This is a genomic window from Streptomyces sp. 35G-GA-8, assembly GCF_023534745.1.
Classification (GTDB): domain Bacteria; phylum Actinomycetota; class Actinomycetes; order Streptomycetales; family Streptomycetaceae; genus Streptomyces.
In genome coordinates this window covers 22,479-48,558 of record NZ_JAMHJQ010000027.1, presented here as the reverse complement: position 1 = coordinate 48,558, position 26,080 = coordinate 22,479, and the positions used below count along the sequence as shown (strand labels likewise).

Annotated in this window: 21 protein-coding genes; 12 read left to right on the top strand and 9 right to left on the bottom strand. The window is 70.0% G+C overall.

Going from position 1 to position 26,080, the window contains the following annotated elements; all coding sequences use genetic code 11:
* The 5 genes from infB to M1203_RS36835 all read left to right on the top strand — a co-directional run.
* Positions 1-2,761: translation initiation factor IF-2 (gene infB / locus M1203_RS36855; protein ID WP_249954226.1), on the top strand; the 2,761-nt coding region annotated here is incomplete at its 5' end.
* A 168-nt stretch (positions 2,762-2,929) separates the two neighbouring features.
* On the top strand, positions 2,930-3,223 hold the full coding sequence (locus M1203_RS36850; protein WP_249954225.1) for a DUF503 domain-containing protein: 294 nt from the start codon (positions 2,930-2,932) through the stop codon (positions 3,221-3,223).
* A gap of 40 nt (positions 3,224-3,263) precedes the next feature.
* Complete coding sequence (rbfA, locus tag M1203_RS36845) at positions 3,264-3,713, top strand: 30S ribosome-binding factor RbfA (protein ID WP_249954224.1); 450 nt, start codon at positions 3,264-3,266, stop codon at positions 3,711-3,713.
* Positions 3,710-4,609 carry a tRNA pseudouridine(55) synthase TruB gene (truB, locus tag M1203_RS36840; RefSeq protein WP_249954223.1) on the top strand — a complete coding sequence of 300 codons (900 nt, stop codon included), beginning with the start codon at positions 3,710-3,712 and terminating at the stop codon, positions 4,607-4,609. Before rbfA ends, truB begins: the two co-directional genes overlap by 4 nt.
* A 202-nt stretch (positions 4,610-4,811) precedes the next feature.
* Entirely contained in the window at positions 4,812-5,753 is a 942-nt protein-coding gene (locus M1203_RS36835) for a bifunctional riboflavin kinase/FAD synthetase (RefSeq protein ID WP_249954222.1), read from the top strand.
* A gap of 461 nt (positions 5,754-6,214) precedes the next feature.
* Here M1203_RS36835 and M1203_RS36830 read toward each other — a convergent pair whose 3' ends face one another.
* The 9 genes from M1203_RS36830 to eccE all read right to left on the bottom strand — a co-directional run bounded on the left by M1203_RS36830 (position 6,215) and on the right by eccE (position 18,435).
* Entirely contained in the window at positions 6,215-7,231 is a 1,017-nt protein-coding gene (locus tag M1203_RS36830) for an ABC transporter ATP-binding protein (protein WP_249954221.1), read from the bottom strand.
* Positions 7,228-8,220, bottom strand: coding sequence for an ABC transporter ATP-binding protein (locus M1203_RS36825; protein WP_249954220.1), 993 nt, complete (start codon positions 8,218-8,220; stop codon positions 7,228-7,230). Before M1203_RS36825 ends, M1203_RS36830 begins: the two co-directional genes overlap by 4 nt.
* The gene (locus M1203_RS36820) at positions 8,217-9,125 is read right to left on the bottom strand and encodes an ABC transporter permease (protein WP_249954219.1); all 909 of its coding nucleotides are present in this window, start codon (positions 9,123-9,125) and stop codon (positions 8,217-8,219) included. Before M1203_RS36820 ends, M1203_RS36825 begins: the two co-directional genes overlap by 4 nt.
* Positions 9,122-10,195, bottom strand: coding sequence for an ABC transporter permease (locus M1203_RS36815; protein ID WP_249954218.1), 1,074 nt, complete (start codon positions 10,193-10,195; stop codon positions 9,122-9,124). Before M1203_RS36815 ends, M1203_RS36820 begins: the two co-directional genes overlap by 4 nt.
* Before the next feature lie 3 nt (positions 10,196-10,198).
* Complete coding sequence (locus tag M1203_RS36810) at positions 10,199-12,118, bottom strand: ABC transporter substrate-binding protein (RefSeq protein ID WP_249954217.1); 1,920 nt, start codon at positions 12,116-12,118, stop codon at positions 10,199-10,201.
* Between the two features lie 197 nt (positions 12,119-12,315).
* Positions 12,316-15,399: an SCO5717 family growth-regulating ATPase gene (locus M1203_RS36805; protein ID WP_308404962.1), complete on the bottom strand. Its 3,084-nt coding sequence runs from the start codon at positions 15,397-15,399 to the stop codon at positions 12,316-12,318.
* A gap of 590 nt (positions 15,400-15,989) precedes the next feature.
* On the bottom strand, positions 15,990-16,223 hold the full coding sequence (locus M1203_RS36795) for a DUF397 domain-containing protein (RefSeq protein ID WP_030351665.1): 234 nt from the start codon (positions 16,221-16,223) through the stop codon (positions 15,990-15,992).
* A gap of 149 nt (positions 16,224-16,372) precedes the next feature.
* Positions 16,373-17,092, bottom strand: coding sequence for a hypothetical protein (locus M1203_RS36790; protein WP_249954214.1), 720 nt, complete (start codon positions 17,090-17,092; stop codon positions 16,373-16,375).
* The gene (gene eccE, locus M1203_RS36785) at positions 17,089-18,435 is read right to left on the bottom strand and encodes a type VII secretion protein EccE (RefSeq protein ID WP_249954213.1); all 1,347 of its coding nucleotides are present in this window, start codon (positions 18,433-18,435) and stop codon (positions 17,089-17,091) included. The genes M1203_RS36790 and eccE overlap by 4 nt, the downstream gene beginning before the upstream one ends.
* A gap of 183 nt (positions 18,436-18,618) precedes the next feature.
* Here eccE and eccB point away from each other — a divergent pair, with 183 nt between their 5' ends.
* The 7 genes from eccB (at position 18,619) to M1203_RS36750 (ending at position 26,056) form a co-directional block, all read left to right on the top strand.
* Positions 18,619-20,151 carry a type VII secretion protein EccB gene (gene eccB, locus M1203_RS36780; RefSeq protein WP_249954212.1) on the top strand — a complete coding sequence of 511 codons (1,533 nt, stop codon included), beginning with the start codon at positions 18,619-18,621 and terminating at the stop codon, positions 20,149-20,151.
* A gap of 8 nt (positions 20,152-20,159) precedes the next feature.
* Positions 20,160-21,455 carry a type VII secretion-associated serine protease mycosin gene (gene mycP, locus M1203_RS36775; protein ID WP_249954211.1) on the top strand — a complete coding sequence of 432 codons (1,296 nt, stop codon included), beginning with the start codon at positions 20,160-20,162 and terminating at the stop codon, positions 21,453-21,455.
* A gap of 179 nt (positions 21,456-21,634) precedes the next feature.
* Complete coding sequence (locus M1203_RS36770; protein ID WP_249954228.1) at positions 21,635-22,162, top strand: hypothetical protein; 528 nt, start codon at positions 21,635-21,637, stop codon at positions 22,160-22,162.
* Between the two features lie 7 nt (positions 22,163-22,169).
* Positions 22,170-23,879 (top strand): hypothetical protein, encoded by a 1,710-nt coding sequence (locus M1203_RS36765; RefSeq protein WP_249954210.1) that lies wholly within the window; start codon positions 22,170-22,172, stop codon positions 23,877-23,879.
* 25 nt (positions 23,880-23,904) lie between these two features.
* On the top strand, positions 23,905-25,218 hold the full coding sequence (locus M1203_RS36760) for a S8 family serine peptidase (RefSeq protein WP_249954209.1): 1,314 nt from the start codon (positions 23,905-23,907) through the stop codon (positions 25,216-25,218).
* A 114-nt stretch (positions 25,219-25,332) separates the two neighbouring features.
* Entirely contained in the window at positions 25,333-25,692 is a 360-nt protein-coding gene (locus M1203_RS36755; RefSeq protein ID WP_249954208.1) for a WXG100 family type VII secretion target, read from the top strand.
* Positions 25,693-25,756: 64 nt separating this feature from the next.
* Positions 25,757-26,056: a WXG100 family type VII secretion target gene (locus tag M1203_RS36750; protein WP_249954207.1), complete on the top strand. Its 300-nt coding sequence runs from the start codon at positions 25,757-25,759 to the stop codon at positions 26,054-26,056.
* The last annotated feature ends 24 nt before the right edge of the window (positions 26,057-26,080 follow it).

The following is a 26,080-nucleotide window of genomic DNA, read 5'->3' as shown; positions in this document are numbered from 1 at the left end:
CCCCGCGGCCGCCGCGCCGAAGCCGGCGCCCGCCGCACCGGCGGCCCCGGAGTTCACCGCGCCCCCGTCGGCCCCGGCCGCCGGTCCCCGGCCCGGTGCCACCCCCGGCCCGCGTCCGTCCAACCGCCCGACGGGCGGCCAGGGCGACCAGCGCCAGGGCGAGCGAGGGAGCGATCAGCGTCAGGGTGACCAGCGCCAGGGCGGCCGCTCCGGCGGCGCGCGCCCCGGCCAGGCCCCGCGTCCCGGTGCCCGCCCCGCGGGCCCGCGTCCTGGCAACAACCCCTTCACCTCGGGTGGCTCCACCGGAATGGCGCGCCCGCAGGCGCCCCGTCCCGGCGGCGCCCCGCGTCCCGGCGGCCCCGGTGCCCCCGGTGGTGCTCCGCGCCCGCAGGGTTCCGGTCAGGGCGGTCCCCGTCCGCAGGCCGGTCCCGGTGGCGGGACCGGACGTCCCACCCCCGGCGGTATGCCGCGTCCGCAGGCGCCCCGCGCCGCGGGTCCCGGCGGTGGCCCCGGTGGTAACCGTCCCAACCCGGGCATGATGCCGCAGCGTCCCGCTGCCGGCCCGCGTCCCGGTGGTGGCCCCGGCGGTGGCCGTGGTCCCGGTGGCGGCGGTCGTCCCGGCGGTGCCGGTGGCGGCGGCGGTCGTCCCGGTGGCGGCGGCGGCTTCGCCGGTCGTCCCGGTGGCGGCGGCGGTGGCGGTTTCGCCGGTCGCCCGGGTGGCGGCGGCGGTGGCGGCGCTCCGGGTCGTCCCGGTGGCGGCGGCGGCTTCGGCGGTGGCGGCGGTGGCCGTCCCGGCTTCGGCGGACGTCCGGGTGGTCCCGGCGGCCGTGGTGGCACACAGGGCGCGTTCGGCCGTCCCGGCGGGCCCGCCCGTCGTGGCCGTAAGTCGAAGCGGCAGAGGCGCCAGGAGTACGAGGCCATGCAGGCCCCGTCGGTAGGCGGCGTGATGCTGCCGCGCGGCCAGGGCCAGACGGTCCGGCTGTCGCGCGGTGCGTCGCTCACCGACTTCGCGGAGAAGATCAACGCCAACCCGGCGTCGCTCGTCGCCGTGATGATGAACCTCGGCGAGATGGTCACCGCCACGCAGTCCGTCTCCGACGAGACGCTTCAGCTCCTCGCCAGCGAGATGAACTACGTCGTCGAGATCGTCAGCCCCGAGGAGGAGGACCGCGAGCTCCTGGAGTCCTTCGACATCGAGTTCGGCGAGGACGAGGGCGGCGAGGAAGCCCTCGTGTCCCGTCCGCCGGTCGTGACCGTCATGGGTCACGTCGACCACGGTAAGACCAGGCTGCTGGACGCGATCCGCAAGACGAACGTCGTCGCGGGCGAGGCCGGCGGTATCACGCAGCACATCGGCGCGTACCAGGTCGCCACGGACGTCAACGGTGAAGAGCGCAAGATCACCTTCATCGACACCCCGGGTCACGAGGCGTTCACCGCCATGCGTGCCCGTGGTGCCAAGTCCACCGACATCGCGATCCTGGTGGTCGCGGCCAACGACGGTGTGATGCCCCAGACGATCGAGGCGCTGAACCACGCCAAGGCGGCCGACGTGCCGATCGTGGTCGCGGTCAACAAGATCGACGTCGAGGGCGCCGACCCGACCAAGGTGCGCGGTCAGCTCACCGAGTTCGGTCTGGTGGCCGAGGAGTACGGCGGCGACACGATGTTCGTCGACATCTCCGCCAAGCAGGGCCTGCACATCGACAGCCTGCTGGAGGCCGTGGTCCTCACCGCGGACGCCTCGCTCGACCTCCGGGCCAACCCGGAACAGGACGCGCAGGGTATCGCCATCGAGGCCCACCTCGACCGCGGTCGCGGCGCCGTCGCCACCGTGCTCGTCCAGCGCGGCACGCTGCGCGTCGGTGACACGATGGTCGCCGGTGACGCGTACGGCCGAGTCCGGGCGATGCTCGACGACAACGGCAACAACGTCGAGGAAGCGGCGCCGTCGACGCCGGTCCTGGTCCTGGGTCTCACCAACGTCCCCGGCGCCGGCGACAACTTCCTCGTGGTCGACGAGGACCGCACCGCCCGGCAGATCGCCGAGAAGCGCGCCGCTCGTGAGCGGAACGCGGCCTTCGCCCGCAGGGGCGTCCGGTTCTCCCTGGAGAACCTGGACGAGGCCCTCAAGGCCGGTCTGGTGCAGGAACTCAACCTCATCATCAAGGGCGACGCGTCCGGTTCCGTCGAGGCCCTGGAGTCCTCGCTGCTCCAGCTCGACGTCGGCGACGAGGTCGACATCCGGGTCCTGCACCGCGGTGTGGGTGCGGTCACCGAGTCGGACATCGACCTGGCCATGGGCTCGGACGCCATCGTGATCGGCTTCAACGTGCGCGCCGCCGGGCGTGCCGCGCAGATGGCCGAGCGCGAAGGCGTGGACGTCCGCTACTACTCGGTCATCTACCAGGCGATCGAGGAGATCGAGTCCGCCCTCAAGGGCATGCTCAAGCCGGAGTACGAAGAGGTCGAGCTCGGTACGGCGGAGATCCGCGAGGTCTTCCGCTCGTCCAAGCTGGGCAACATCGCGGGTGTTCTCATCCGCTCCGGCGAGGTCAAGCGGAACACCAAGGCCCGGCTCGTCCGCGATGGCAAGGTCATCGCGGAGGACCTCAACATCCAGGGTCTGCGCCGCTTCAAGGACGACGTCACCGAGATCCGCGAAGGCTTCGAGGGCGGTATCAACCTCGGAAACTTCAACGACATCAAGATCGACGACGTCATCGCGACGTACGAGATGCGCGAGAAGCCGCGCGGCTGACGCACGGGCTGGGTTCTCCGGGGACACCCCCGGACCCCCGAGATCCGGGGCCGGTCGACGGGACGCATATTCCGTCGATCGGCCCCGGCCGTTCCGTGTACGGTTCTTGTGCCCCTGCCAAGCGCTGGCAGGGCATCTGAACCCGTACCGGCGGGGATCCGGAAACGCATGTATGTGGGGACGCTGTCCTTCGATCTGCTCCTCGGCGACGTACGGTCGTTGAAGGAGAAACGCTCCGTCGTCCGGCCCATCGTCGCCGAGCTCCAGCGGAAATTCGCGGTGAGCGTCGCGGAGACCGGCGGCCAGGACCTCCATCGCAGGGCCGAGATCGGTCTCGCGGTGGTGTCAGGGGACTGGGCGCACCTCACGGACGTGCTGGACCGGTGCGAGCGCATGGTCGCCGGCCACCCCGAGGTGGAGCTGCTGTCGGTACGACGGCGGCTGCACGGCGATGAAGACTGACCAGTACACCAGAAAACCCAGAAGGAAGAGTGACGGACCGGTGACCGACAACGCGCGGGCCCGCAAGCTGGCCGATCGCATCCAGGTCGTGGTCGCGGAGACCCTGGACCGCCGTATCAAGGACCCGCGACTGGGCTTCGTGACCATCACGGACGCCCGTGTCACCGGCGACCTGCGGGAGGCCACGGTCTTCTACACGGTCTACGGCGACGACGAGGAGCGCGCGGCCTCCGCGGCGGCCCTGGAGAGCGCCAAGGGCGTCCTCCGCTCCGAGGTGGGCCGTCAGACGGGCGTCCGCTTCACGCCGACGCTGACGTTCGTGCCCGACGCCCTGCCGGACAACGCCCGCACCATCGAGGACCTTCTCGACAAGGCGCGCGCCAAGGACGCGGAGGTACGGGAGGTGTCGACCGGCAAGACCTACGCGGCCGGGGCCGACCCGTACCGCAAGGACGACGAGGACGACACGGACGGCGCCGCCGCGGAATGACTCAGCAGAACACCACGCCCGACGGGCTTGTCATCGTGGACAAGCCGTCGGGCTTCACTTCGCATGACGTCGTCGCCAAGATGCGCGGGATCGCCAGAACCCGCCGCGTCGGCCACGCCGGCACCCTCGACCCCATGGCGACGGGCGTCCTCGTCCTCGGCGTGGAGCGGGCCACGAAGCTCCTCGGACATCTCGCGCTGACCGAGAAGGAGTACCTCGGCACGATCAGGCTGGGGCAGAACACCGTCACGGACGACGCGGAAGGGGAGATCACCTCCTCCACCGACGCCTCCGCGGTGAAGCGCGAAGCCATCGACGCCGGGATCGCGGCGCTGACCGGCGCCCTCATGCAGGTGCCGTCCAAGGTCAGCGCCATCAAGATCGACGGCAAGCGGTCGTACGCGCGGGTACGCGGCGGCGAGGAGTTCGAGATCCCGGCCCGCCCGGTGACCGTCTCCTCGTTCCGGCTCTACGACGTCCGCGAGGCGGTCGCGGAAGACGGCACTCCGGTCCTCGACCTGGTCGTCTCCGTCGTCTGCTCCTCCGGCACCTACATCCGCGCCCTCGCCCGGGACCTCGGCGCCGGCCTCGGGGTCGGCGGCCATCTCACCGCGCTGCGCAGGACCCGGGTGGGCCCCTACGCGCTGGACGCGGCGAAGACGCTCGACCAGCTCCAGGAGGAGCTGACCGTCATGCCGGTCGCCGAAGCCGCCGCCGCGGCGTTCGCGCGCTGGGACGTGGACGAGAAGCGGGCCAAGCTGCTGATCAATGGCGTACGGCTGGACATGCCCTCGTACGCGACGAGTCCCGTGGCCGCGTTCGACCCCCAGGGGCGTTTCGTGGCGCTGGTCGAGGAGCAGAACGGCAAGGCCAAGAGCCTCGCGGTCTTCGGCTGAACCCTCCACCGTGGGGCGGACGGGCACGCCCGCCCCACGGTCCCCCTCCCACAGGTGTCTGTCCACCCCACGCCCGCCACTCACCGCACCGGCCGGGCGCTCGGAGTGCACCACCGGTGTACGAGGGGCGTGTTCGGCATGGCAGTCTTAGAGCTGCGTAATCGGTAATGACGTACACAGTTTCGGGCGAGGAGCGGTCACAGTGCAGCGCTGGCGTGGCTTGGAGGACATCCCCCAGGACTGGGGGCGCAGCGTCGTCACCATCGGCTCCTACGACGGGGTGCACCGCGGTCACCAGCTGATCATCGGACGGGCCGTGGAACGGGCGCGCGAGCTGGGGGTGCCGTCGGTCGTCGTGACCTTCGACCCGCACCCCAGCGAGGTCGTACGCCCCGGCAGCCACCCGCCCCTGCTCGCGCCCCACCACCGGCGCGCCGAGCTGATGGGCGAGCTGGGGGTGGACGCGCTGCTGATCCTCCCCTTCACCGTCGAGTTCTCCAAGCTGTCGCCCGCCGACTTCATCGTGAAGGTCCTGGTCGACAAGTTGCACGCCCGGGCGGTCATCGAGGGCCCGAACTTCCGCTTCGGCCACAAGGCCGCCGGCAATGTCGCCGTCCTCGCCGATCTGGGGGTGACGTACGACTACGAGGTCGAGGTCGTCGACCTCTACGTCACCGGCGAGGCGGGCGGCGGTGAGCCCTTCTCGTCCACCCTCACGCGCAAGCTGGTCGCCGACGGCGATGTCGCGGGCGCGGCGGAGATCCTGGGCCGCCCGCACCGGGTGGAGGGCGTGGTCGTACGCGGCGCGCAGCGCGGCCGCGAGCTCGGCTTCCCGACGGCCAACGTGGAGACCCTGCCGCACACCGCGATCCCGGCGGACGGGGTGTACGCGGGCTGGCTGACGGCGGACGGGGAACGGATGCCGGCGGCGATCTCGGTGGGCACGAACCCGCAGTTCGACGGCACGGAGCGGACGGTCGAGGCGTATGCGATCGACCGGGTGGGGCTGGATCTGTACGGGCTGCATGTGACCGTGGACTTCTTGTCGTATGTGCGGGGGCAGCGGAAGTTCGAGTCGATCGAGGCGCTGCTGGAAGCGATGGGGGACGACGTGAAGAGGTCGCGGGCGCTGCTGGGAATGTAGCCGGGTTGCGGTTCGGCTGGGGCCGGTTTTCGTCTGCGGGTTGTTGCCGGGGTGCGCTCCGGGCTCGCGTCCGGGACTGCATGATTTACGGCGCGCAGCTGCCCAGTCGTTGGTTCGGGCGTTCGCGCGCCACAAATCACGCTCTACGTCCCGGACACGATCCCTGCGCGCCCCCCTTCACCGCCCGCTCAAGCGGTCCGGTCGTGCGCGAGGGTGGGCGAACCGTCCCGCACTCCACCACCGGGCCGGTACCGGCGGAGTCGGGCTGGGCGACCACCGGGGGAGGGGGTCGGGGTCGTAGGAGGTGCGTGTCCGGACACTAAAGCGTGATTTGTGGCGCGCGGACGCCCGAACCAACGACAGGCCAGCTGCGCGCCGTAAATCATGCCGTCCGGACATGTACCTCCGGAGACCCCGGCCCCCGGCCCACGACGACGAGACCGCAACCAAGACCCCGCCGCCTACCGACCCGCTTGCACCCAGTGGCACGCCACCTGCGTAGCCGCCCCACCCCCCAGCACCGGCAGCTCCGCCGTCCGGCATCTCTCCGCCACCCCCGCCCTCTCCGCCTCCCCCGACGCCAGCACCTGGCATCGCGCGTGGAAGCGGCAGCCCGCCGGGATGCGGGACGGGTCCGGGGGCTCGCCCGTGAGGATCACCGGGGGGCCGTCCGACTCGGGGAGGACGGACAACAGCGCCCGTGTGTAAGGGTGCTGAGGGTTCGTCAGTACGTCCTCGACCGGCCCCGTCTCCACGATCCGGCCCAGGTACATCACCGCCACCCGGTCCGCGATGTTCCACGCGAGGCCCAGGTCGTGCGTCACGACCAGCGCGGAGAGGCCGAGTTCGTCGCGCAGGGACAGCAGGAGCGCCAGGATCTCGCCCCGTACCGACGCGTCCAGGGACGCCACCGGCTCGTCGGCGACGATCAGTTCGGGCTTCAGTACCAGCGCGCCGGCGATGACGACGCGCTGGCGCTGGCCCCCGGACAGCTCGTGCGGGTAGCGCAGGAAGAAGCGCTCGGGCGGGCGCAGACCGGCGCGGGACAGCGCCTCGGCGACGGCTTCGCGTTCGTCGCCCCGGAAGCCGTGGATCCGGAGCCCCTCGGCCACCGCGTCGTACACCGTATGGCGCGGGTTGAGGGAGCCGCTCGGGTCCTGGAGTACCAGTTGGACCCGTTTGCGGTACGCCTTGAGGGTGCGGGAGCCGTATCCCAGCGGTTCCCCGGCGAAGCTGACCCCGCCGCCGGTGGGCGGTACCAGACCGAGGAGGGCGCGGGCCAGTGTGGTCTTGCCGCAGCCGGACTCGCCGACCAGCGCGACGATCTCCCCGGGGCCGATGTCGAGGTCGACGCCGTCGACGGCGCGGGCGGGCGCGGCGCCGCGCCGGCCCGGGAAGGTGACGTTCAGTCCGGCGGCCGAGAGCAGGGGCGCGCTGGTCAAGGGTGGCTCCTGAGGGGTGGTCGCGGGCGCCGTCATGGCCGTACCTCCGCGGGTGCCGTCGAGCCCACCAGTACGCAGGCCGCGCGCCGGCCGGGACCGGCGTCCCGTAGCTCCTGGTCGTCGGTGGCGCAGGAGTCCAGCGCGACCGGGCAGCGCGGGTGGAACGTACAGCCGGACGGCAGCGCCGCCGGGTCCGGCGGGTCGCCGGGCAGCCCGCGCGGGGCGCGCCGGGACGCGAGGTCGCCGATGCGCGGGAAGGCGGCGGAGAGCGCCCGGCCGTACGGGTGCTCGGCGGCGTCGTAGACCGTACGCGCCGGTCCCTCCTCGACGATTCGGCCCGCGTACATCACGGCGAGCCGGTCGCAGGTGTCCGAGAGGACCGCCAGGTCATGGCTGATCATCAGCAGGCTGATGCCCTGGTCGGCGACGAGCTGTTCGATCAGCCGCAGGATCTGCGCCTGGATCATCACATCGAGCGCGGTGGTCGGCTCGTCCGCGACGATGAGCCGCGGATCGCAGGCGAGCGCCATCGCGATCATCACGCGCTGGCGCTGGCCGCCGGAGAGTTCGTGTGGATAGGCGTCCGCGCGGGCGGCCGGCAGCCCGACCTGTTCCAGCAGTTCGCCGGTGCGCGAGCGGGCCGCGGCGGGGGTCGTGCGCCGGTGCAGCAGTACTGGTTCGGCGATCTGGTCGCCGATCCGGTGCACCGCGTTGAGCGAGTGCATCGCACCCTGGAAGACGATCGACGCCCCCGCCCACCGAACCGCGCGCAGCCGCCCCCACCTCATGGTGAGCACGTCCTCGCCGTCGAGCAGGATCTCTCCGGACAGCCGCGCCGAGGCGGGCAGCAGCCGCAGCAGCGCGAGTGCGAGGGTGGACTTGCCGCACCCCGACTCACCGGCGATGCCCAGCTTGCGGCCGGACTCGACGGCGAGGTCGACACCTCGTACGGCGGGCACGGCGGTGGGACCGGAGCCGTACGTCACATGGAGGTCCTTGATCTCCAGCAGCGTCGTGTCGGTCAACGGGACACCCCCAGCTTCGGGTTGAGCACGGTCTCGATCGCCCGGCCGCAGAGTGTGAAGGCGAGCGCGACGAACGCGATGGCGATACCGGGCGGCGCCAGATACCACCAGTGCCCCGAGGAGACCGCGCCCGCCTCGCGCGCGTCCTGGAGCATGCCGCCCCAGGAGATGATGAGGGGATCGCCGAGGCCCAGGAAGGCGAGCGTCGCCTCGGTCAGGATGGCGCTGGAGATACCGAGGGTGGTCTGGGCGAGTACCAAGGGCATGACATTGGGCAGCACATGGCGCGTCATGATGTGGCCGTGGCCGCCGCCGAGCGCACGGGCGCGCTCGATGTACGGACGGGACTCGACGGCGATGGTCTGGGCCCGTACCAGCCGTGCGGTCGTCGGCCAGCTGGTGACACCGATCGCGAGGATCACCGTCCAGATGGACCGTGACATGACCGTCGCGAGGACGATCGCCAGCACGAGCGCCGGCATCACCAGGAACCAGTCGGTGATCCGCATGACGACCGTCGCGAACCAGCCGCCGTAGTGCCCGGCGACGACCCCGACGAGGGTGCCGATGGCCACCGACAGCGCGGCGGCCAGCAGTCCCACGGTCAGCGAGATCCGGGCACCCCAGACGAGCAGACCGAGCAGCGAGCGCCCGAACTGGTCCGTACCGAGCGGGAATTCACCGCTCGGCTTCTCCAGGGCCGTACCGGGAGCGTTGGTCACACTCCGCACGTCGTCGCCGACGAGCAGCGGTGCGAGGAGGGCGATCAGCGCGATGAACGCGAGTCCCGCGAGCCCCAGAAGTCCGGCGCGGTGTGTCCGGTACTCCGTCCAGAAGCGGGTCACCGAGCCGCGCCGACGGGCCCAGGCGAGCGAGGAGGCCGGCGGGGTCTTCTCCAGGGTCATCGGCCCACCCGGGGATCGAGGAGCGGATAGAGCAGATCGGCGAGGAGGTTCATCAGGATCATCGCGCCGGCGAAGACGACGAACAGCCCCTGGACGAGGGGCAGATCGGGCACGCTCAGCGCCTGGTAGAAGAGTCCGCCGAGGCCGGGCCAGGAGAAGACGGTCTCGACGAGGATCGAACCCGCCGCCACATGGCCCAGATTGATGAAGACCATGGTGACGGTGGGCAGCAGGGCGTTCGGCACCGCGTGCCGACGGCGTACGAGATCGTCCCGCAGCCCCTTCGCCCGCGCCGTCGTCAGATAGTCGCCGCCCATCTCGTCCAGCAGCGAGGACCGCATGACGAGCAGCGTCTGCGCGTATCCGACCGCGACCAGCGTGGCCACCGGCAGCACCATGTGGTGGGCCACATCGAGGACGTAACCGAAGCCGGACGAGTCACCCGACTCCATGCCGCCGGTCGGGAACATGCCGGGGATCGGGCCGATGCCCACCGAGAAGACGATGATCAGCAGCAGCCCGAGCCAGAAGGACGGGACGGACCAGAGCGTCAGCGCCACACCGGTGTTGAGGCGGTCGCTCAGGCTGCCGTTGCGCCAGGCGGAGCGGGCGCCGAGCCAGAGGCCGAGCGCCGAGTAGATCACCACGGCGACACCCGTGAGCAGCAGTGTCGCGGGCAGCTTCGTGGCGATCAGCTCACCGACCGGCGCGTGGAACTGGTACGAGGTGCCGAGATCGCCGGTCAGCGCCCGGCCGCAGTAGTCGGTGAACTGCTGCCACAGCGGCAGATCGAGTCCGAACTGCTTGCGCAGCGTGGCCAGTTGCTCGGCGGAGGTCGGCACGCCATGGGTCATGGCCTTGACCGGGTCACCGGGGATGATCCGGAAGAGGAAGAAGCTGGTGACGAGGACGGCGAGCAGCGAGACGACGGCGCCGCCCAGCTTGCCCGTCACATAGAGCGGATACGCGGTCCTGGTGCCCGAGGTGGTGGGGGCGGAGCCGGACGGCCCGGTCTGCACCGGGCCGTCGACGGTGTCCCGCACCACACCCGGGGTGCTTGCGGTGCTCATCGGTCATTCACGGTCTTCCGCGGTGGAACGGCGTCGCATCGCGACGAAGAGACCGAGGGCGACGACGACCACGGCGGCCGCCCCGATCCCGATCACCACACCGGTCGAGGAAGAGCCGCCGGAACCGCCGCCGTCATCGGCCGGGACCGCGGACCACCAGCTCCAGTAGCCGTCCTGGCCCCAGATGTTGCCGGCGGCCTCCGGCATCGTCGTGATCGACTTGATCTGGTCGGTACGGTACGCCTCGACCGCGTTGGGATAGGCCATGACATTCATATACCCGGTGTCGTACAGCCGCGATTCCATCTGCTTGACCAGTTCCGCCCGCTTGGCGGGGTCGTACTCCGCCAACTGCCGTGCGTACAGGTCGTCGTACCGCTTGTCGCAGATGAAGTTGTCCGTCGCGCCGCTGTCCTTGGGCGTGGCGGGTAGGGCGCCGCACGTGTGAATGGAGAGGACGAAGTCGGGATCGGGGTTGACGGACCAGCCGTCGAAGGCCAGGTCGTAGTCGCCCGCGAGCCAGGGGTCGGAGACATTGTCGAGGCACTCGACCTTCAGCCCGATACCGAGCTGTCCCCACCACTCCTGGAGATACTTGCCGATGGCCTTGTCGTTGGGGTCCGTGGCATGGCAGAGGATCCGGAAGTCGAGCGGCTTGCCGTCCTTGCCCACGCGCTTGCCCGCGCCGTTCTTCCGGTAGCCGGCCGCGTCGAGGGTCTCTGCCGCGGCGGCGGGGTCGTACGCGATCGTCTGATCGGCCGAGGGCTCCCAGTAGTACGCGCTGAAGCGCGGCGGGATATAGCCCTTGCCCTCTGTGGCGTGTCCCTGGAAGACCTTGTCGATGACGGTCTTGCGGTCGACCGCCTGGAACAGCGCCTTGCGGACCGCCGGGTCGAGCAGCGCGGCGTTCCCGTTGCCGAACTTCTCGCCGTCCTTCGAGCGGGCACCGGGGTTGGTGGCGAGCGCGTAGAAGCGGCGCCCGGGCGCGTCATTGACCTTGATGTTGTCGGCGCTCTTCAGCGCCGCGGCCTGCGCGGGGGTGAGGTTCGAGGTGAAGGACACCTCGCCCTTCTGGAGCGCCGCGACGGCGGCGTCCCCGTCCTTGTAGTACTTGAGGACCAGCTCGTCGAACTTGGGCGCACCGCGCCAGAAGTCCTTGTTCGGCTTGAGCTTGATGTACTGGTCGACCTTGAAGTCCGTGATGACGAAAGGCCCGTTGCCGACGATCGGGAACTGCTTGTCGTTGTTGAACGTGGAGAAGTCGCCGACCTTCTCCCAGATGTGCTTGGGCACGATCGGCACATCGAGCGCCGTCATGGTGGCCTGCGGCTTGTTCAGCTCGACGACGAGCGTCCGCGGGTCGGGCGCGGTGACCTTCTTGAAGTTGGACGTGAAGCTGCCATTGGCGGTGGCCGCGTTCTCGTCCGTCATCATCTTGTTGAACGTCCAGGCGGCGTCCTCGGCGGTCGCCCGGACACCGTCGGACCACTTCGAGTCCTCGCGGATGGTGAACGTCCAGGTCAGCTTGTCGGCGGAGGACTCCCAGGCGGTGGCGAAGCCGGGGACCGTGTGCGCGTCCTTGGGGTCGTAGTTGGTCAGATACTCATAGGCCAGCCGGTGGATGCTGGTGCTGACCAGTGACTGCGCCAGGAACGGGCTGAGGGTGTCGACACTCTGGCTGACCGCGACGGTGAGGACCTTCTTGCCGTCGTCGGCGGCCTGGGCCTGCTGGGGCGCGGGGAGCAGCGGGTTGAGGGGGATCACGGTCCCGGCCACGAGCGCGGCGGAGGCGGCACCGGAGGCCAGGAGCAGACGGAGACGGGGGCGTTGCGGGGCGGGCCGCTGGACGGGCTGCCGGGCCGCCGGCCGGGCAGCCGGCCGGGCGGGCCGCCGTGGCGTGCGCGGGAAGACTCTTTCGACCATGGGACGGTGACCTCGTGTTATCACTCGCACGGAGAAGCCGGGTTGCTGCTGATTCGCCAACTGGTGAAGCGAAGGTTTATCAGCGGCTGTCCGGCTGAGTCAACGGCCGCTCACACCCCGTGTGGTCTGCGGGAATACGGCGAGGGGCCGCACCGTGAAGACGGTGCGGCCCCTCATTGGTCTCTACCTCTGTCGCCTTACTGCTGAGGCGCTGGCGGTGCTGGTGGGGGCTGCTGCTGCGGCCAGCCCTGCTGACCGCCGGGTCCCGGGTGCGGCCCAGCCTGCTGCTGGGGCGGGTACGGATACGGCGACTGCTGATGCGGATGCTGCGGCGGCTGCTGCTGCGGCTGCTGATACGGGTAGTGCTGCGGATGCTGCTGGGGCGCGTACGGCTGGCCCTGCACCGGCTGACCGTACGGGGGCTGACCCTGCGTCGGCGGCTGGCCGGGACCCGGCATCGGCGGGGCGAGATGCGGCGGCGGCTGCCCGTCCGGGGTCCACAGCCCCTGCGCCTGCTGGGCCCGTACGAAGTCCTCCGCGACCATCGCGGAGAGATTGAAGTACGCCTCACGTGTCTTGGGGCGCATCATGTCGAGGTCCACCTCGGCACCGGCCGCAAGATGCTCGTCGAAGGGCACCACGATCACCCCGCGGCAGCGGGTCTCGAAGTGCTGCACGATGTCATCGACCTTGATCATCTTGCCGGTCTCGCGGACCCCGGAGATCACCGTGAGGGAGCGCTGCACCAGCTCGGCATAGCCGTGCGCGGACAGCCAGTCGAGCGTGGTCGACGCGCTGCTCGCGCCGTCGACGGACGGCGTCGAGATGATGATCAGCTGGTCGGCCAGGTCCAGCACCCCGCGCATCGCGCTGTAGAGCAGACCGGTGCCCGAGTCCGTGAGGATGATCGGGTACTGCTTGCCCAGGACCTCGATCGCGCGCCGGTAGTCCTCGTCGTTGAACGCCGTGGAGACCGCCGGGTCGACGTCGTTGGCGATGATCTCCAGACCGGAGGGCGCCTGCGAGGTGAACCTGCGGATGTCCATATAGCTGTGCAGATGCGGGATCGCCTGCACCAGGTCACGGATGGTCGCGCCCGTCTCGCGCCGGACGCGGCGGCCGAGCGTGCCGGCGTCCGGGTTGGCGTCGATCGCCAGGATCTTGTCCTGCCGCTCGGTGGCCAGGGTGGAGCCCAGCGCGGTGGTCGTCGTGGTCTTGCCGACGCCGCCCTTGAGGCTGATGACCGCGATCCGGTAGCAGGAGAGGACCGGCGTACGGATCAGTTCGAGCTTGCGCAGCCGCTCCGCCTCCGCGGCCTTCCCGCCGATCTTGAATCGCGAACCACCGGACGGGTTGCGGCTGCTCTTGGCCTTCGGCTTGGTGTTGCGCAGCAGCCGGTCGGAGGAGAGTTCCACGGCGGCCGTGTAGCCGAGCGGAGCGCCGGGCACGGACCGCTCGCGGTGGTCGTGCGAGACGGCCGAGGGCCAGGCGGCGCCGGTACGGGGATCCACCGGAGGGGCCCCGGGCGCGGGCTGCTGAGGTGATTGCTGGTGTGGCTGCGGTTGTGGCTGCTGGTGTGGCTGCGGCGGCTGGGCCTGATGGGGCTGAGGTGTGTGTGGGGCCTGCTGTGCCTGCTGGGCAGGGAGGTTCGGGTTGGCCGGTACGGGCGGATGGGGCGCCTGCGGAGGCAGCGGCGCGGGAGCACCGGCGCCCGGCTGACCGGGGTGTGCCTGCTGGCCGGGGAGTCCGGGGTGCCCCGGCTGACCCGGCTGGCCTTGTTGGGGGAATCCGTAACCGCCCGGCGCGCCCTGCTGGCCCTGCTGCGGGAATCCGTAACCGCCTTGTGGGGCCGACTGGTACGGGCCCGGTTGATACGGGCCCGGCTGCCCCTGCTGGTGCGGGAATCCGTAACCCGCCGGTGCCACAGGGGCGTCGGGACCGGGTACGGCGGGTGGCAGCGCGACGGGGGCGGGGTGTCCGGGCCGGCCGGGGTGAGCCTGCTGTGTGGGCCCCGGCTGCTGGCCGGGGTGTGCCTGGTGGGGAAAGCCGTATCCGCTCTGCGGCGGCTGTCCGGGCCAGGCGTTCGGAGGTTGCGCGGGGCTCTGAGGCTGGGGCTCGGGCTGCGGTTGCGCTTGCGGCTGTGCCTGTTCCGGGGCCTGTACGGGCCACTGCGGCGCGGCCGTCGGCGCGGCGGGCTGGTATGCGGGCGGCAGTGGAGGCAGTCCCTGGCTCGGGGCGGCGCCCGGCTGAGGGGCCCAGGGCTGGGCCGGTGCGGGGGCCGGGGGAGCGTCCTGGGGCTCGTCGGTGGGCGCGGCGGCCTGGGGAGTGGCGTCCGCGATCGCGTCCACGGGCTCGGGAGCGGCCGACGGGTCGGCGTCGGCGTCAGCGATCTCGCCGCCGTCGCGCTCGTCGTCCGGGCGCTCGCGGGAGCCCGCGGACTCTTCCGGAGCCTCGGGCTCCACCGAAGTCGGAGGTTCCGCGACCAGGGCGGCCGAGGACGTCGGTACGTCCGGCGCTTCGGCTCCCTCCGTGGCGTCGGCAACGGGCGCGGGCGCGGGCGGGAGCGGGAGCGCGGGGGTGCGCTCGGGCGCGGAATCGGCGTTGGGGTTGGCCTCGGGTTCGCTCACACCCTCGGCATCGGCGCTGTCCGATGCCTCGGGGGCACCGGATTCGGGGCCCTGTTCCGCCCCGCTCTTCGCCGCTTCCCGCTCGGCGATCTCCCGCTTGAGAGACGCCGGGGAGAACCGCATGGTCGACCCACTCTCGATGTCACCGCCGCCGAACGGCTCCGGCGCGGCGGGAGCGGGCTCCGAAGCCGAAGCCGAAGCCGAAGTCGAGGCGGAGGCCGAGGTCGAGGGCGAAAGCGGGGCAGCGGTCGGTGCCGGTGCCGGCGTGGGTGCCGATGTCGAGAAAGCAGGCGCGGACGGGGCCTGAGCCGACCCCGGCAGGGGCTCGGGCGGCGGCATATGTACGGGCGCCTGCGCCGGGGACACCGGCGGCTGCGCCGGGGCCCAGTTGGGTTCGAAGCTGCTGCCCGAGGGCAGCCCCGGTACGGCGACGGGCGCGCCGTCGGGCGGCGGGGGAGGGGTCGTGAACGACGCGGGTGGCGGTGTACTCGCCGCGCCACCACCGGACGTGTCCCCCGGCGCATTCTGCGTATACCAGGCCGGCGGGGTGTAGTCGATGGTGAACTCACCCGTCATCTCGGGCTCCGCTTCGGACTGATCGTCGGCGGCAGGCCGGTTCCAGCCTCCGCGGATCTCGTCCCGATCGCCCTTCACTTTGCCTCCTGGTGTGGTCGAGCACCCTTGTGCCGTGGTGGGTTGGGGCGACCGAATCTGTACGTCCGGTCCACCCGGCTCTTCCCCTTACGACGCGGTCGGCCTGTCCACAAGTTCAACGCTGCCGCGCCCGCACCCACCCTAATCGTCAACGGCGCCGACACGTCAGGCCGGACCGGTCCGTCAACGGCCTTCCCGTACAACACGTACCGCCCTCCCGTTGCCCACAAGTGAACAGCCCAGGGCGGAGAGTGAACGGGACACACGGTCAAATCCGCACATCTCTGTACGAGATCCTGGCGAAATCCGCATCAGTCGGGTGCGGGGGCCGCCGATGGCCCGGTCCAGGCCGTCCGCTGTGCGCTGCCCAACAATCCGGTCTCGTTGTCGATGCCCCGCGCCCGGTGACACACGGGTCCGGGACAAGAATCCGGAACGAGCACGCGGAACGCGCGTCCGGCATAGGCAAGGGGGCGCGCTCCGTCCGAAGCGCGCCCCCTGCGTATACGTCTCGTGCCCCGGCCGCAGAGGCGGCAGCGGTCGTCTCACCCGCCGCAGTCGCCTCACCGGCCCCGGCAGCCTCACCTGCCTCAGCGCAGATCGAACTCGCCGTCACGCGCGCCGAGTACGAACGCCCGCCACTCCGCCTCGGTGTAACGCAGCACGGTGTCCGGATCGATGGACGACCGCATCGCGACGGCTCCCTCGGGCAGATAGGCGATCTCGACCCGTTCCTCGTCCGCGCTCGTGCCGGGGGCGCCGATCCACTCGACACCCGAGATGTCGAGGGCGTACAGCTCTTCCTTCTCCTGTGCGCTCCCCATCAGTCAAGCTTCCCTTCGGTAACGGCCGACGTCACTTCGGACATCTTAGGACAGCCCCCTCAAGCCGGCAGGGCGCTCGGGTAAGTTCGACGCCTGTTCGCGCAGTGCGCGCACCACGTGAAGATCCGGTGTCGAATCCGCTCCCGGAATCAGTCCATCCGGCGCGCGACACCGAGCAGTCCGGTCTCGGCGTCCGTGGCGCCCGTCATCACCCAGTGGCGCTCACGCCCGGCGCACCAGAGCGTCACACCGTCCGCCAGCGTGGGCAGGGCATCGCACTCGACACGGGACAGCCCCAGGATCCCGCCGATCTGCTCCGCCTCCTGCGGCGACACCCGCTGGACACCCACCAGCGTGGCCGCCCGCATCAACCGGGGCGCGACCGGGCTCAGATACGGCAGGAGCGTCAGCACCGACTGCCACGGCGATGACACCACACGCCCTCGGGGCGGTCGCATTCCGCAGTCCCGGATCACCACGACCGGGCTGCCCACCGTCGCTCCCATCGGCGGAACACGACCGACCTCATGGAGCGTGATGCAGTCCAGTCCCGCGCCCGCGGCCTGTGCCAGCCGGGTCCACGCCTGGGCGCGCCCGGTCTCGACCGCCACCCGCGCGCCCGTGCCCGCCGCGCGCAGCGCCAGCACCTGCGCCGTCCACAGCCCGCCGATCAACAGCACGTCGTACGGCGTCGAACGGTGGAACCCCACCAACTGGGGGCGCCCCTCCGCGTCGTCACCGATCACCACACCGTCGTCCCCGACAGGCAGCGAGAGCGCGCCCAGATCCTCGATGGGCAGTGTGTGTCCCGCGTGGCGGGGGCCGCGCAACCCCCGCAGTCCACGCGCCGTCGCGCTTGCGGCGCTCATCGCGCACCTCCCAGGGGCAGCGTCGCGAGCACGCCGGGCAGCTGTTCGCGGTCCAGCCGTACGAGACCGACCTTCGCCGCCCGCGCCGCCTGCTCCAACGACCGCCGTACCCGCACCAGTCCGGTGTCCGTGCCGCCGGTGATCCGGACATGACCGGACATGGTCATCGAGCCGCGGTGCGAACCGGGCCGCAGGGTGAGGCTGAAGGTCGTCGCGTACGCCGGCGCCGCGGTCAGCAGCGCCGCCAGCTTGGGGAGCGGAGTCGCGGCCCGGCCCAGCTCGGGCCAGCGGGCCACCGCGTACGTGGTGTGCCAGCGGTTGTCGCACCGCCACACGCGCGGTGTCTCGGCCGTACGCCGACGGGGCGCGGCCTCCGGCCGGCCCGTGCGGGCGGACAGCGCGGGACTCGCGCACGCCGAGGTCGCCATGGTCGAGTTCAGCTCGTCCTGGTCAAGCACCACCGCGCGGAAACCCGCTCCGGTGATCCGGCTCGCCACATGATCCGCCACCCGCACCAGGCAGCGCTGGGCGCCCTCGATGCCGCCGCCACGGGCCTCGACGGCCTCCCGGCACAGCTCCGGATCCAGCTTCACCGCCACCCAGCTGAGCCGCAGCGCGGGCGCTCCGGTCCGGTCCTGGAGCGGGGCGTACGAGAGCCGGGCCACCGACTGCTCGGGAAGATGCGGCGCCGGAGCGGCCCGCACCTGCTGCACCAACTGCACCGACTCCAGCACGATGTCGTCGACTTCCAGGGCGTCACCCAGGAGGGAGAGCGGGAGCGAGCGCGCGCCGAACACCGGGCGCAGCGCGTCGCTGCTCGCCTCGACCCGTACCACCGCCGTCAGGAACGTGCCGTCACCGAGCATGCCGACCGTACGGCGGTCCCGGTCGACGTAGGTGAACGGACGGAATCCCGGAACGCTCTCCGCGACCGGGACGAGCGACGGGTCGACCTCCCAGGCGCAGGGCTCCGCGGCCCGCCTGCGCGAGCGGAGGGCGAGGGCCGTGGACACCCAGTCCTGTACGGCGTGGCCGCGGCGCCGGATCACCGCGAACAGCACCAGCGCGGCGGCGACGACGAGGGTGGGCACCAGCCAGAGCCCGCCGAGCGCCCCACCGATCAGCGCCAGCGCCACCGCGGCCTCGATCAGCACCAGTTGACGCAGCTGGAGGGGGCCGACGCGGCTGGTGCGCGACAGGGCCCGCGGTGTGGTGGCCGCGGGGACAGCCGACGGAGGGGTCACCGGCCGTACGTTGCTGCGTTGCCGTCGGGAATTACTCCGGGACTGGTCAGGGGGTTGTCCGGTGGTCCGCCCATTGCGCTCGCGCGTCGCCGTACCCATCGCCGCGTTGCCCCCTCGTGTCCGTAATTACCAAATTTCCTACGGGCGTTGACCGGCCGATCACCCTACCTGAGCAGTGCGACGGAAGCGCCAGCATGCATAGTAGGGGGCTGGTACGACAGCAGGCCCGCTCGGCGAGTGTGGGAGCCTGGTCGCCCGGTGGGGGAGAGGGACAGCGGACAGATGGCATCACGACGGGACGAACTCAACGCCTACACCTTCGCGAAGCGAAGGCTGATCGCGCAGTTCGTACAGCCGAGCCCGACCGGCTCCGAGGAGGGCGCGCCCCGCCCGCTGCGCGCGGTGGTGCCCGGTGCCATCGTCGGCGTGGTGGTGCTCGCGGTGTTCGGCGCCTGGGGGATGTTCAAGCCGGTGGCGCCCAAGGACTGGGCGAAACCCGAGGAGAACGTCATCATCGCCAGCAAGTCCACCACGCGCTATGTGGTGTTGAAGACCGGCGACAGGACCCAGCTCCACCCCGTCCTCAACATGTCGTCCGCCAAGCTCCTCCTCGCCCCGGACAAGGGCAAGGTCATCAACGTCGACGAGTCGGTGCTCGACAACGGCAAGATCCCGCATGGCGCCACGCTCGGCATCCCCTATGCCCCCGACCGGCTGCCCGACGCCAAGGAGGCCGGGGCCACAAAGCGCTGGGCGGTCTGCGAGCGGCCCGGCGAGGGCGGCAGGGCCATCCAGAAGGCGTCCTTCGTCTTCGCCGAACGGGAGCAGAAGAAGACCGAGGGCGCGAACCAGTTGCGCGGCGGTCAGCTGCTGTACGTGGAGGATTCGGCGACGAGGACCCGTTACGTCGTGGATGCCGAGGGCAAGGCGTACGAGGTGGAGAAGGACAACAACCTGCTGGTGAGCCAGCTGGTGGGCACGGGCACCAAGCCGCAGCGGGTGTCCACCGGCTGGCTGGAGACCCTGCACAAGGGGGACCGGATCACCTTCCCGGAGATCGAGGGAACCCCTGGGGACGACGCCGACGCCCCGGGCGAGCTGGATGCGGAGGCCAACACGGTGGGCACGGTCCTCACCGCCACCGACGGCACCAGGAACCAGCACTACCTGGTCCTGGAGGGCCGGGTCGCACCCGTCTCGGACTTCACCGCGAAGCTGCTGCTCAACAGCAAGGACCTGATCGACGTCGGCCAGGCGGGAAAGGCGAGGCCGGTCAGCCGGGCCGCGATTCAGCCGGGCGAGGCGTTCGGGCAGGACCTGGACTGGCCCGAGAACGCTCCGGAGTCCGTCAACTCGGCGGGCAGCGGCGACGACAGCCGTAACACGGTGTGCAACGTGCTGCACGAGGTGGACGCGGACAACGGCACCACCACGCTCAGCACGTGGGCGGGCACCGACTTCCCCGCGACGCTGCCGACCGGGTCGAGCAGCGGCTATGTCACCCCGGGATCCGGCCAGCTCTTCCGCCAGTTCAAGGGCTCAACGACAAAATCGGGTTTCGTCTTCCTGGTCACCGACACAGGACTGCGCTATGCGATGCAGTCGAACGGTGACAGCGCGACGGACGACTCCGGTATCGGCTCGTCAGGTTCGGCGGAGCAGAAGCAGGCAGCGCAACAGGAAGCACAGCAGGCGCAGAACCGGCTCGGGTACAAGGACGTCGATCCGGCGCCGATTCCCGCCGCGTGGTCGGCGTTCCTGCCGACCGGACCGCGTCTGTCGACGGGGGCTGCCCGTCAGCCGCAGGGCTCGTGAGGGTGACCATGCCACACACTCACACTCAGGCTCACACGCGCACTCACACGCACACGTATGTCTCTCGGCGCCTCTTCGCCGTATCGGCCGCCACGGCGGTGACGGCGCTCACGCTGATCGGCCTGCCCGTGTCGCCCGCCGCCGCGGACTCGACCACGCAGTGCACGTTCCCCTCGAAGAAGTACGCGGGCCGCCCCTGGTCGCTGCAGCGCCTCCTGCTGGACGAGCTGTGGTCGCAGTCCACCGGCAAGGGGGTGCGCGTCGCGGTCATCGACACCGGTGTCGACGTCAAGAACCCGCAGCTGAAGGACGCGGTGGACACCAAGAGCGGCAGGAACATGATGGACCGGGACCTCAAGGACGACAACGGCGACAAGCTCGAACGCGGCAAAGAAGACGGCACCACGGACACGGTGGGACACGGCACCAAGATCGCCGGCATCATCGCGGCCCGTCCCGCGGCGGGCACGGGTTTCGTCGGTCTCGCGCCCGAAGCGACGATCATCCCGATCCAGCAGAACGACGCCGAGGGGAACGGCACCGCCCAGACCCTCGCCCAGGCCATCGACTACGCGGTCAACGAGGCGGAAGCCGACGTCATCAACATCTCCCAGGACACGGCCGACGCGGTGAAGCCCACACCCCTGCTGGAGCAGGCGGTGAACAACGCGCTCGACAAGGACGTGGTGGTCGTCGCCTCGGCGGGCAACGACGGCCTGGGCGGCAACGTCAAGGAGACCTACCCGGCGTCGTACGACGGTGTCCTGGCCGTGGCCTCCTCCGACCGCAACAACGAACGCGCCGCCTTCTCCCAGTCCGGCGAGTTCGTCGGCATAGCGGCCCCCGGCGTCGACATGGTCTCCACGGTCCCGGGCGGCGGCCACTGCGCCGACAACGGCACCAGCTTCTCCGCCCCGTATGTCGCGGGCGTCGCCGCTCTCATCAAGAGCAAGCACGAGGACTGGACGCGGGAGCAGATCGTCGCGCAGCTCCAGCAGACCGCCGAACGGTCGATCGCCGGCCCCGACAGACTGGTGGGCTGGGGAGTCGTCGACCCGGTGCGAGCCCTGACGGAGGACGACAAGCCCATCGAGAAGCCGGTCGCCCACGAGGGCATCGACACGGCGGAAGCGCCCACTCCGGCCCAACTCCACCTGGGAGAAACGGCGGAGGAGCGCAACGCCCGTCTGGCGACCTATGTGGTCGTGGGCGGCGGCGTCCTGGTCGCGGCGATCGCGGGCGGCGCGGTGGCACTCCGCGACGCGCGACGGCGTACGCGCCGGTTGAGCGGGGCGGGCGGCTAGCGGGTAGTCAACTCAGTGCGAATATCGCCGAAAGGGCCCCGGCGTGGATTGCAACCGTGTGGGTTGTGAGGATCGTCGTAGGAGGAAGTCACGTCATGGATAAGACACTTGGGGCTGTCAGAGCCAGTCGATAGAGTGGCTTTCATGTGATCAGTGATGTTCACGTCACCGCGATCGCGATGTATGCGGGGGAGCGGGGGAGTGAGCAAACGGGGAGGTACGGCATCGTGCTCGATGCAGGTAGTGGTGGCGGGGGCGGAACCGGCGCGAGAAGCGACCTGGAGAAGGGCGTCGGAGCGCTCAAGCGCTTCCAGACGCGTGTGAACGCGCTGCTGACGGAGCTTGAGAACGGAGCGGCCGGCAACAAGAGCGTGTCCGCGCACCGGCTTTCGAGGAGTTCCTTCAGCGGTGCCAACCTGCCGTTCGCGGAGGCGGACGGGTTCTTCACTCAGTACAACCGTGTCCATGCGGAGATCGTCAAGCTCTCCAAGTCTCTCGGCGATCAGATCGAGATGCTGAGCATCGGGGTGCACGCGGCGGAGGTCGGCTTCAACAACGTGGAGGACGAGCTGCGACAGCGCTTCCACACGATCCGCACTCGTATCGACGAGGAGCAGGAGAAGCAGGACCTGGCTCGCCGTGACGGGAGCAGCGAGCCTGGGCAGCCGCGTGACAAGGACAAGACCGGTACGAAGGACCTGGGGTGATGAACTGATGAGTGGCGAGAAGCAGCCAGAACTGACCCCCGAGCAGCAGCAGGCGCAGGACTCGGCTCTGATCCAGGGCCAGTTCACCGCGACCGACGCCTTCGAGCGCGTCGCGGCGATGATGGAGGGCTTCGGAATCGGGTTCGGGGGCAGCGGCCCTGGCGGGTTCTTCGGGAAGACGAGCTTCGAGGGCGCCCAACTCAACGCGATGATCGACCTGGTCAAGTCGTCGAACCCGGACGATCTGGAAGACGCGGGCGACGCTCTGGTGAAAGCCAAGGCCGCCCTCAACAAGGCAGCAGAAGAACTGCGCGGATACGTTGAGTCGGTCGACTGGAAAGGCGAGTCTGGCAACGAGTTCCGTCGATTCGGGGGAGAGCTCGCCAACCACGCCTCGGCCCTCGCTACGTTCGCCAACGCGGCCGGTACACAAATGAAGGTCGCGAGCACTGGCCTGGCCTCGGTGCGCAACTCCACGCCCCCGCGCGACGAACGGCCGTTCCCGAAGAAGGCCGAGGACTTCTCTCTGCCGGAGCGCACGGACGACAACCCGGAGTACGCCAAGGCCTTGCAGGTGGAGAAGGACCGCCAGGAGGCCATCAACCAGATGAACCGCCTGGCCTCGTTCTACGCGGTCTCCGAGGAGTCACTGGCGTCGCAGGAACCACCGAAGTTTCCTGGGATGCTGAAGGCGAATGTGCCGCGCGCGCGTGACACCTATGTCGCTGAGGAGAGTTCGAACGGCAATGCGACGGATGCCGGGTCTTCGGGCATCGTCGCACCACAGTCGGCGACGGGGCGCACGGACATCGGTGACAGTCCATCCCGGACGCAGGCCCTCGGCACCGTGACGCCCGTTCTGGAACCGAACACATCCATGCAGATCGACAGCGTCAAGGCGCCTCCGGCCCCCACCGCGGGCCCCAGCGCCACGCCTGTTACCCCTCCCACTGGGACGCCAAGCCCCAGCGGTGGTCCCGTCCCCCCGGTGGGTCCCGGATTGGTCAACACCTCACGGAGCGGTACGTCGCGAGTGCCGGGCCCGACCGGAACGTCCAGAGCAGGTGGGCCACCTGTAGGGAGGTTGGGACAGCCAGGCGCCGCTGGAGATCGCTCTTCGTCTGCCGGACGTTCCGCACCGACGACCGGGCGTCCTGGAGTGACGGGCGGCGGTCCCCCGGCCGGGCGCTCCGGTGGGCCTGGCCAGACCACTGCCGGTAGACCGGGCACGCCCGGCCAGCCCGCTGCGGGACGAGCGGGCACGGGTGGAGGGACCGGCCCACGGGCAGGCCGTACGAGCGGCATCGTGGGCGGTACGCCTCAGCAACGCTCCACCTCGGGTTCCTCGGGCTCACGGGTTCCGCGTGGAACCGTCATCGGTGGCGGTGGGGCGTCGGCAGGACGCCCTCCCGCCGGGCGAGTCGGCCAGCCAGGGGTCATCGGCGCGAATGCGAATGGGGCGCCCCGGCCGGGAGGCCGAGGCACCGCCAGTTCCAACGGCGTCGTGGGTACCCCGCGCGGAGGTGCTGCTGGCTCACGCGCAGGCGCAGGCGGTTTCACCCAGGGTGGCTCCGGACTTGTCCGTGGCCCGGGCCGGAATCAGGCCAGGGACGAGGAGCAGGAACGCACTGGATCAGAGCGTCCTGACTATCTGACAGAAGATGAAGAGACGTGGGCGGCTCGACGGCGTGGTGCCGTGCCGCCGGTCATCGAATAAGCACAGGGAAGGTGCGGAAGTCAGGATGACGGCAGGAATGAGCCAGGCCCGGAAACGCGGAGCGCCTCATGTGATGCGGCGTGGGTTGCTCTGCGCGATGGCTGTAGTCGGCGCATGCACCTTGGGCGTCGTCGGCATGGCTCCGGCCGCCATTGCCGCGGACGGCGTGCAGGCGAAGCAGTGGTACCTGAATGCCATGGACGCTGAGGAGATCTGGAAGTCCGCCACCGGTGAAGGCATCAAAGTCGCCGTTATCGACACCGGCGTCAACCCGTCCACGCCTTCGCTGAAGGGGCAGGTACTCAAGGGATTCGATGCCACGGGAACCGATGGCGAAGCCACGGACGACTATGACGGTCACGGGACGACCATGGCCGAACTGATCGCAGGCACCGGGAATGGTGGTGGATTGCGCGGATTGGCGCCTGGTGCAAAGATCATCCCGATGCGGATTACGGACACCGAGCTTCAGAACACCAAGCCGGTGAATGCTCAGGATTCCGAGGACGCGATCCGGGCAGCGGCAGACAGTGATGCTCAGATCATCAGTATGTCGCTCGGCAGTGACTTCGTCAGCCCTGAGGAGAAAGAGGCGGTGGAGTACGCGGAAAGCAAAGGAAAGCTGTTTTTCGCGGCTGTTGGGAACAAGGCCAAGGAAGGCAACAAGAAGCAGTATCCCGCCAGCTACAGACAAGTAATCGGAGTTGCCGCAACCGATTCAGAGGGACAGGTAGCCGACTACTCCCAGCACGGTGATTTCGTCGATATCGCCGCGCCCGGCAACGACATCCCACACTGGTGCGATGAGAAGTTCAAGAGCTACTGCGACGGAAATGGAGGGACCAGCGCGGCCACCGCGATCGCCTCTGCCTCCGCCGCCCTGATCTGGTCCGCCAATCCCGAATGGACAGCGAACCAGGTCCTCCGCGTCATGCTTGAATCCGCAGGCCGGAGCGAGGACGCCAAGCCGGGCTCGGTCAGTGACTACATCGGTCACGGCATCGTGCGTCCTGGCGCGCACATCAACCGTGGTGTGGGCAAGCCCGGTGACCCGAACCTCAACCCCCTGACCAACGAGCGGACGCCCGGCTCTCCCGGCGCGCCCGGCGCGTCCGAGTCCTCCGCCTCCTCCGCGCCTTCCGGTTCGGCCTCGGAGTCGGGCGACGGGGCTTCGGGGGCTGCGGAGGCTGGCGCCGACGGTGACAAGGCTGTCGCCGCGGGCGCGAGCAAGAGCACAGAGGACGACAGCCAGTTGGGCCTGATCCTCGGTGGCGCCGCGGTTGTCGTGGTCCTCGCGGGCGGAGCCTTCTTCTTCCTCCGCAAGCGCCGCACCGCCTGACCGTACGACCCACCCGCACGTACTTCACACCGCCCGGGCATCCACCCGCCGTCAAGGCCCACGCACGGCCCGGGGAGACACACACCCACCGGGATCTTCGAGAAAGGAAGACCAATGGCAGTCCAGAAGGTCAATGGCGTTGCCCTCAAGTCGCTGCAAGGCGAGCTCACCAACAGCTTTGACGACGTCAAGGGCCAGCTGCACGCGCTGCAGGCGACGATCGACAGCCTGGAAGGCGCCTGGCGCGGTATCGGCGCCGGCGCGTTCAACGCCAAGCAGACGCAGATCAACAACAACATGGTGGGCATCGGCAAGCTGCTGCTCAAGTTCCAGGAAGCGATCGAGGCGGCTCGTACGATCTCCGGCAACACCGAAGACGAGGTCGAGGCGGCCCTGAAGGGCATCGACGTGGTCGAGGGCTACTCGGGTGACGCCGGCGCCGAGGCCCGGACCTCGAACCTCAGCAAGTTCTGATTCCTGATGGCCGTTCCGCGAATTCGGCCATCGCACCACACCCAGGCAGTAGTTGGAGGACACCATGGCATATGACGACGGCACGATGATCGTCACTTACGCTTCACTTGAGGCCGCCGCCGGCGACATCAAGAAGCAGGCGGACAAGCTCGACCAGAGCCTCAAGGCCATTCAGGCGAAGATCAAGTCGGTGTCCGAGCTCTGGGAAGGCGAGGCTCGGGAGGCGTACAACGTCGCCCAGGCCGACTGGGACCGTAGGGCCACCGAGATCCACACCAGCCTCTTGAAGATCTCGGCCGCGGTCCGCGAGGCAGCCCCCGCCTACCAGAGCGGTGACAAGCGGTCCGCCGCGAACTTCCAGTAGCCAGGCAGCCGGTAGACAGTCGCC

Coding starts and splice junctions, on each gene's coding strand:
- M1203_RS36755 (WP_249954208.1), top strand. CDS start 25,333: ATGGCAGTCCAGAAGGTCAATGGCGTTGCCCTCAAGTCGCTGCAAGGC.
- eccB (WP_249954212.1), top strand. CDS start 18,619: ATGGCATCACGACGGGACGAACTCAACGCCTACACCTTCGCGAAGCGA.
- M1203_RS36790 (WP_249954214.1), bottom strand. CDS start 17,092: ATGAGCGCCGCAAGCGCGACGGCGCGTGGACTGCGGGGGTTGCGCGGC.
- M1203_RS36765 (WP_249954210.1), top strand. CDS start 22,170: ATGAGTGGCGAGAAGCAGCCAGAACTGACCCCCGAGCAGCAGCAGGCG.
- mycP (WP_249954211.1), top strand. CDS start 20,160: ATGCCACACACTCACACTCAGGCTCACACGCGCACTCACACGCACACG.
- M1203_RS36810 (WP_249954217.1), bottom strand. CDS start 12,118: ATGGTCGAAAGAGTCTTCCCGCGCACGCCACGGCGGCCCGCCCGGCCG.
- M1203_RS36795 (WP_030351665.1), bottom strand. CDS start 16,223: ATGGGGAGCGCACAGGAGAAGGAAGAGCTGTACGCCCTCGACATCTCG.
- eccE (WP_249954213.1), bottom strand. CDS start 18,435: ATGGGTACGGCGACGCGCGAGCGCAATGGGCGGACCACCGGACAACCC.
- M1203_RS36770 (WP_249954228.1), top strand. CDS start 21,635: ATGTATGCGGGGGAGCGGGGGAGTGAGCAAACGGGGAGGTACGGCATC.
- truB (WP_249954223.1), top strand. CDS start 3,710: ATGACTCAGCAGAACACCACGCCCGACGGGCTTGTCATCGTGGACAAG.
- M1203_RS36815 (WP_249954218.1), bottom strand. CDS start 10,195: ATGAGCACCGCAAGCACCCCGGGTGTGGTGCGGGACACCGTCGACGGC.
- M1203_RS36750 (WP_249954207.1), top strand. CDS start 25,757: ATGGCATATGACGACGGCACGATGATCGTCACTTACGCTTCACTTGAG.
- M1203_RS36830 (WP_249954221.1), bottom strand. CDS start 7,231: ATGACGGCGCCCGCGACCACCCCTCAGGAGCCACCCTTGACCAGCGCG.
- M1203_RS36760 (WP_249954209.1), top strand. CDS start 23,905: ATGACGGCAGGAATGAGCCAGGCCCGGAAACGCGGAGCGCCTCATGTG.
- M1203_RS36820 (WP_249954219.1), bottom strand. CDS start 9,125: ATGACCCTGGAGAAGACCCCGCCGGCCTCCTCGCTCGCCTGGGCCCGT.
- M1203_RS36850 (WP_249954225.1), top strand. CDS start 2,930: ATGTATGTGGGGACGCTGTCCTTCGATCTGCTCCTCGGCGACGTACGG.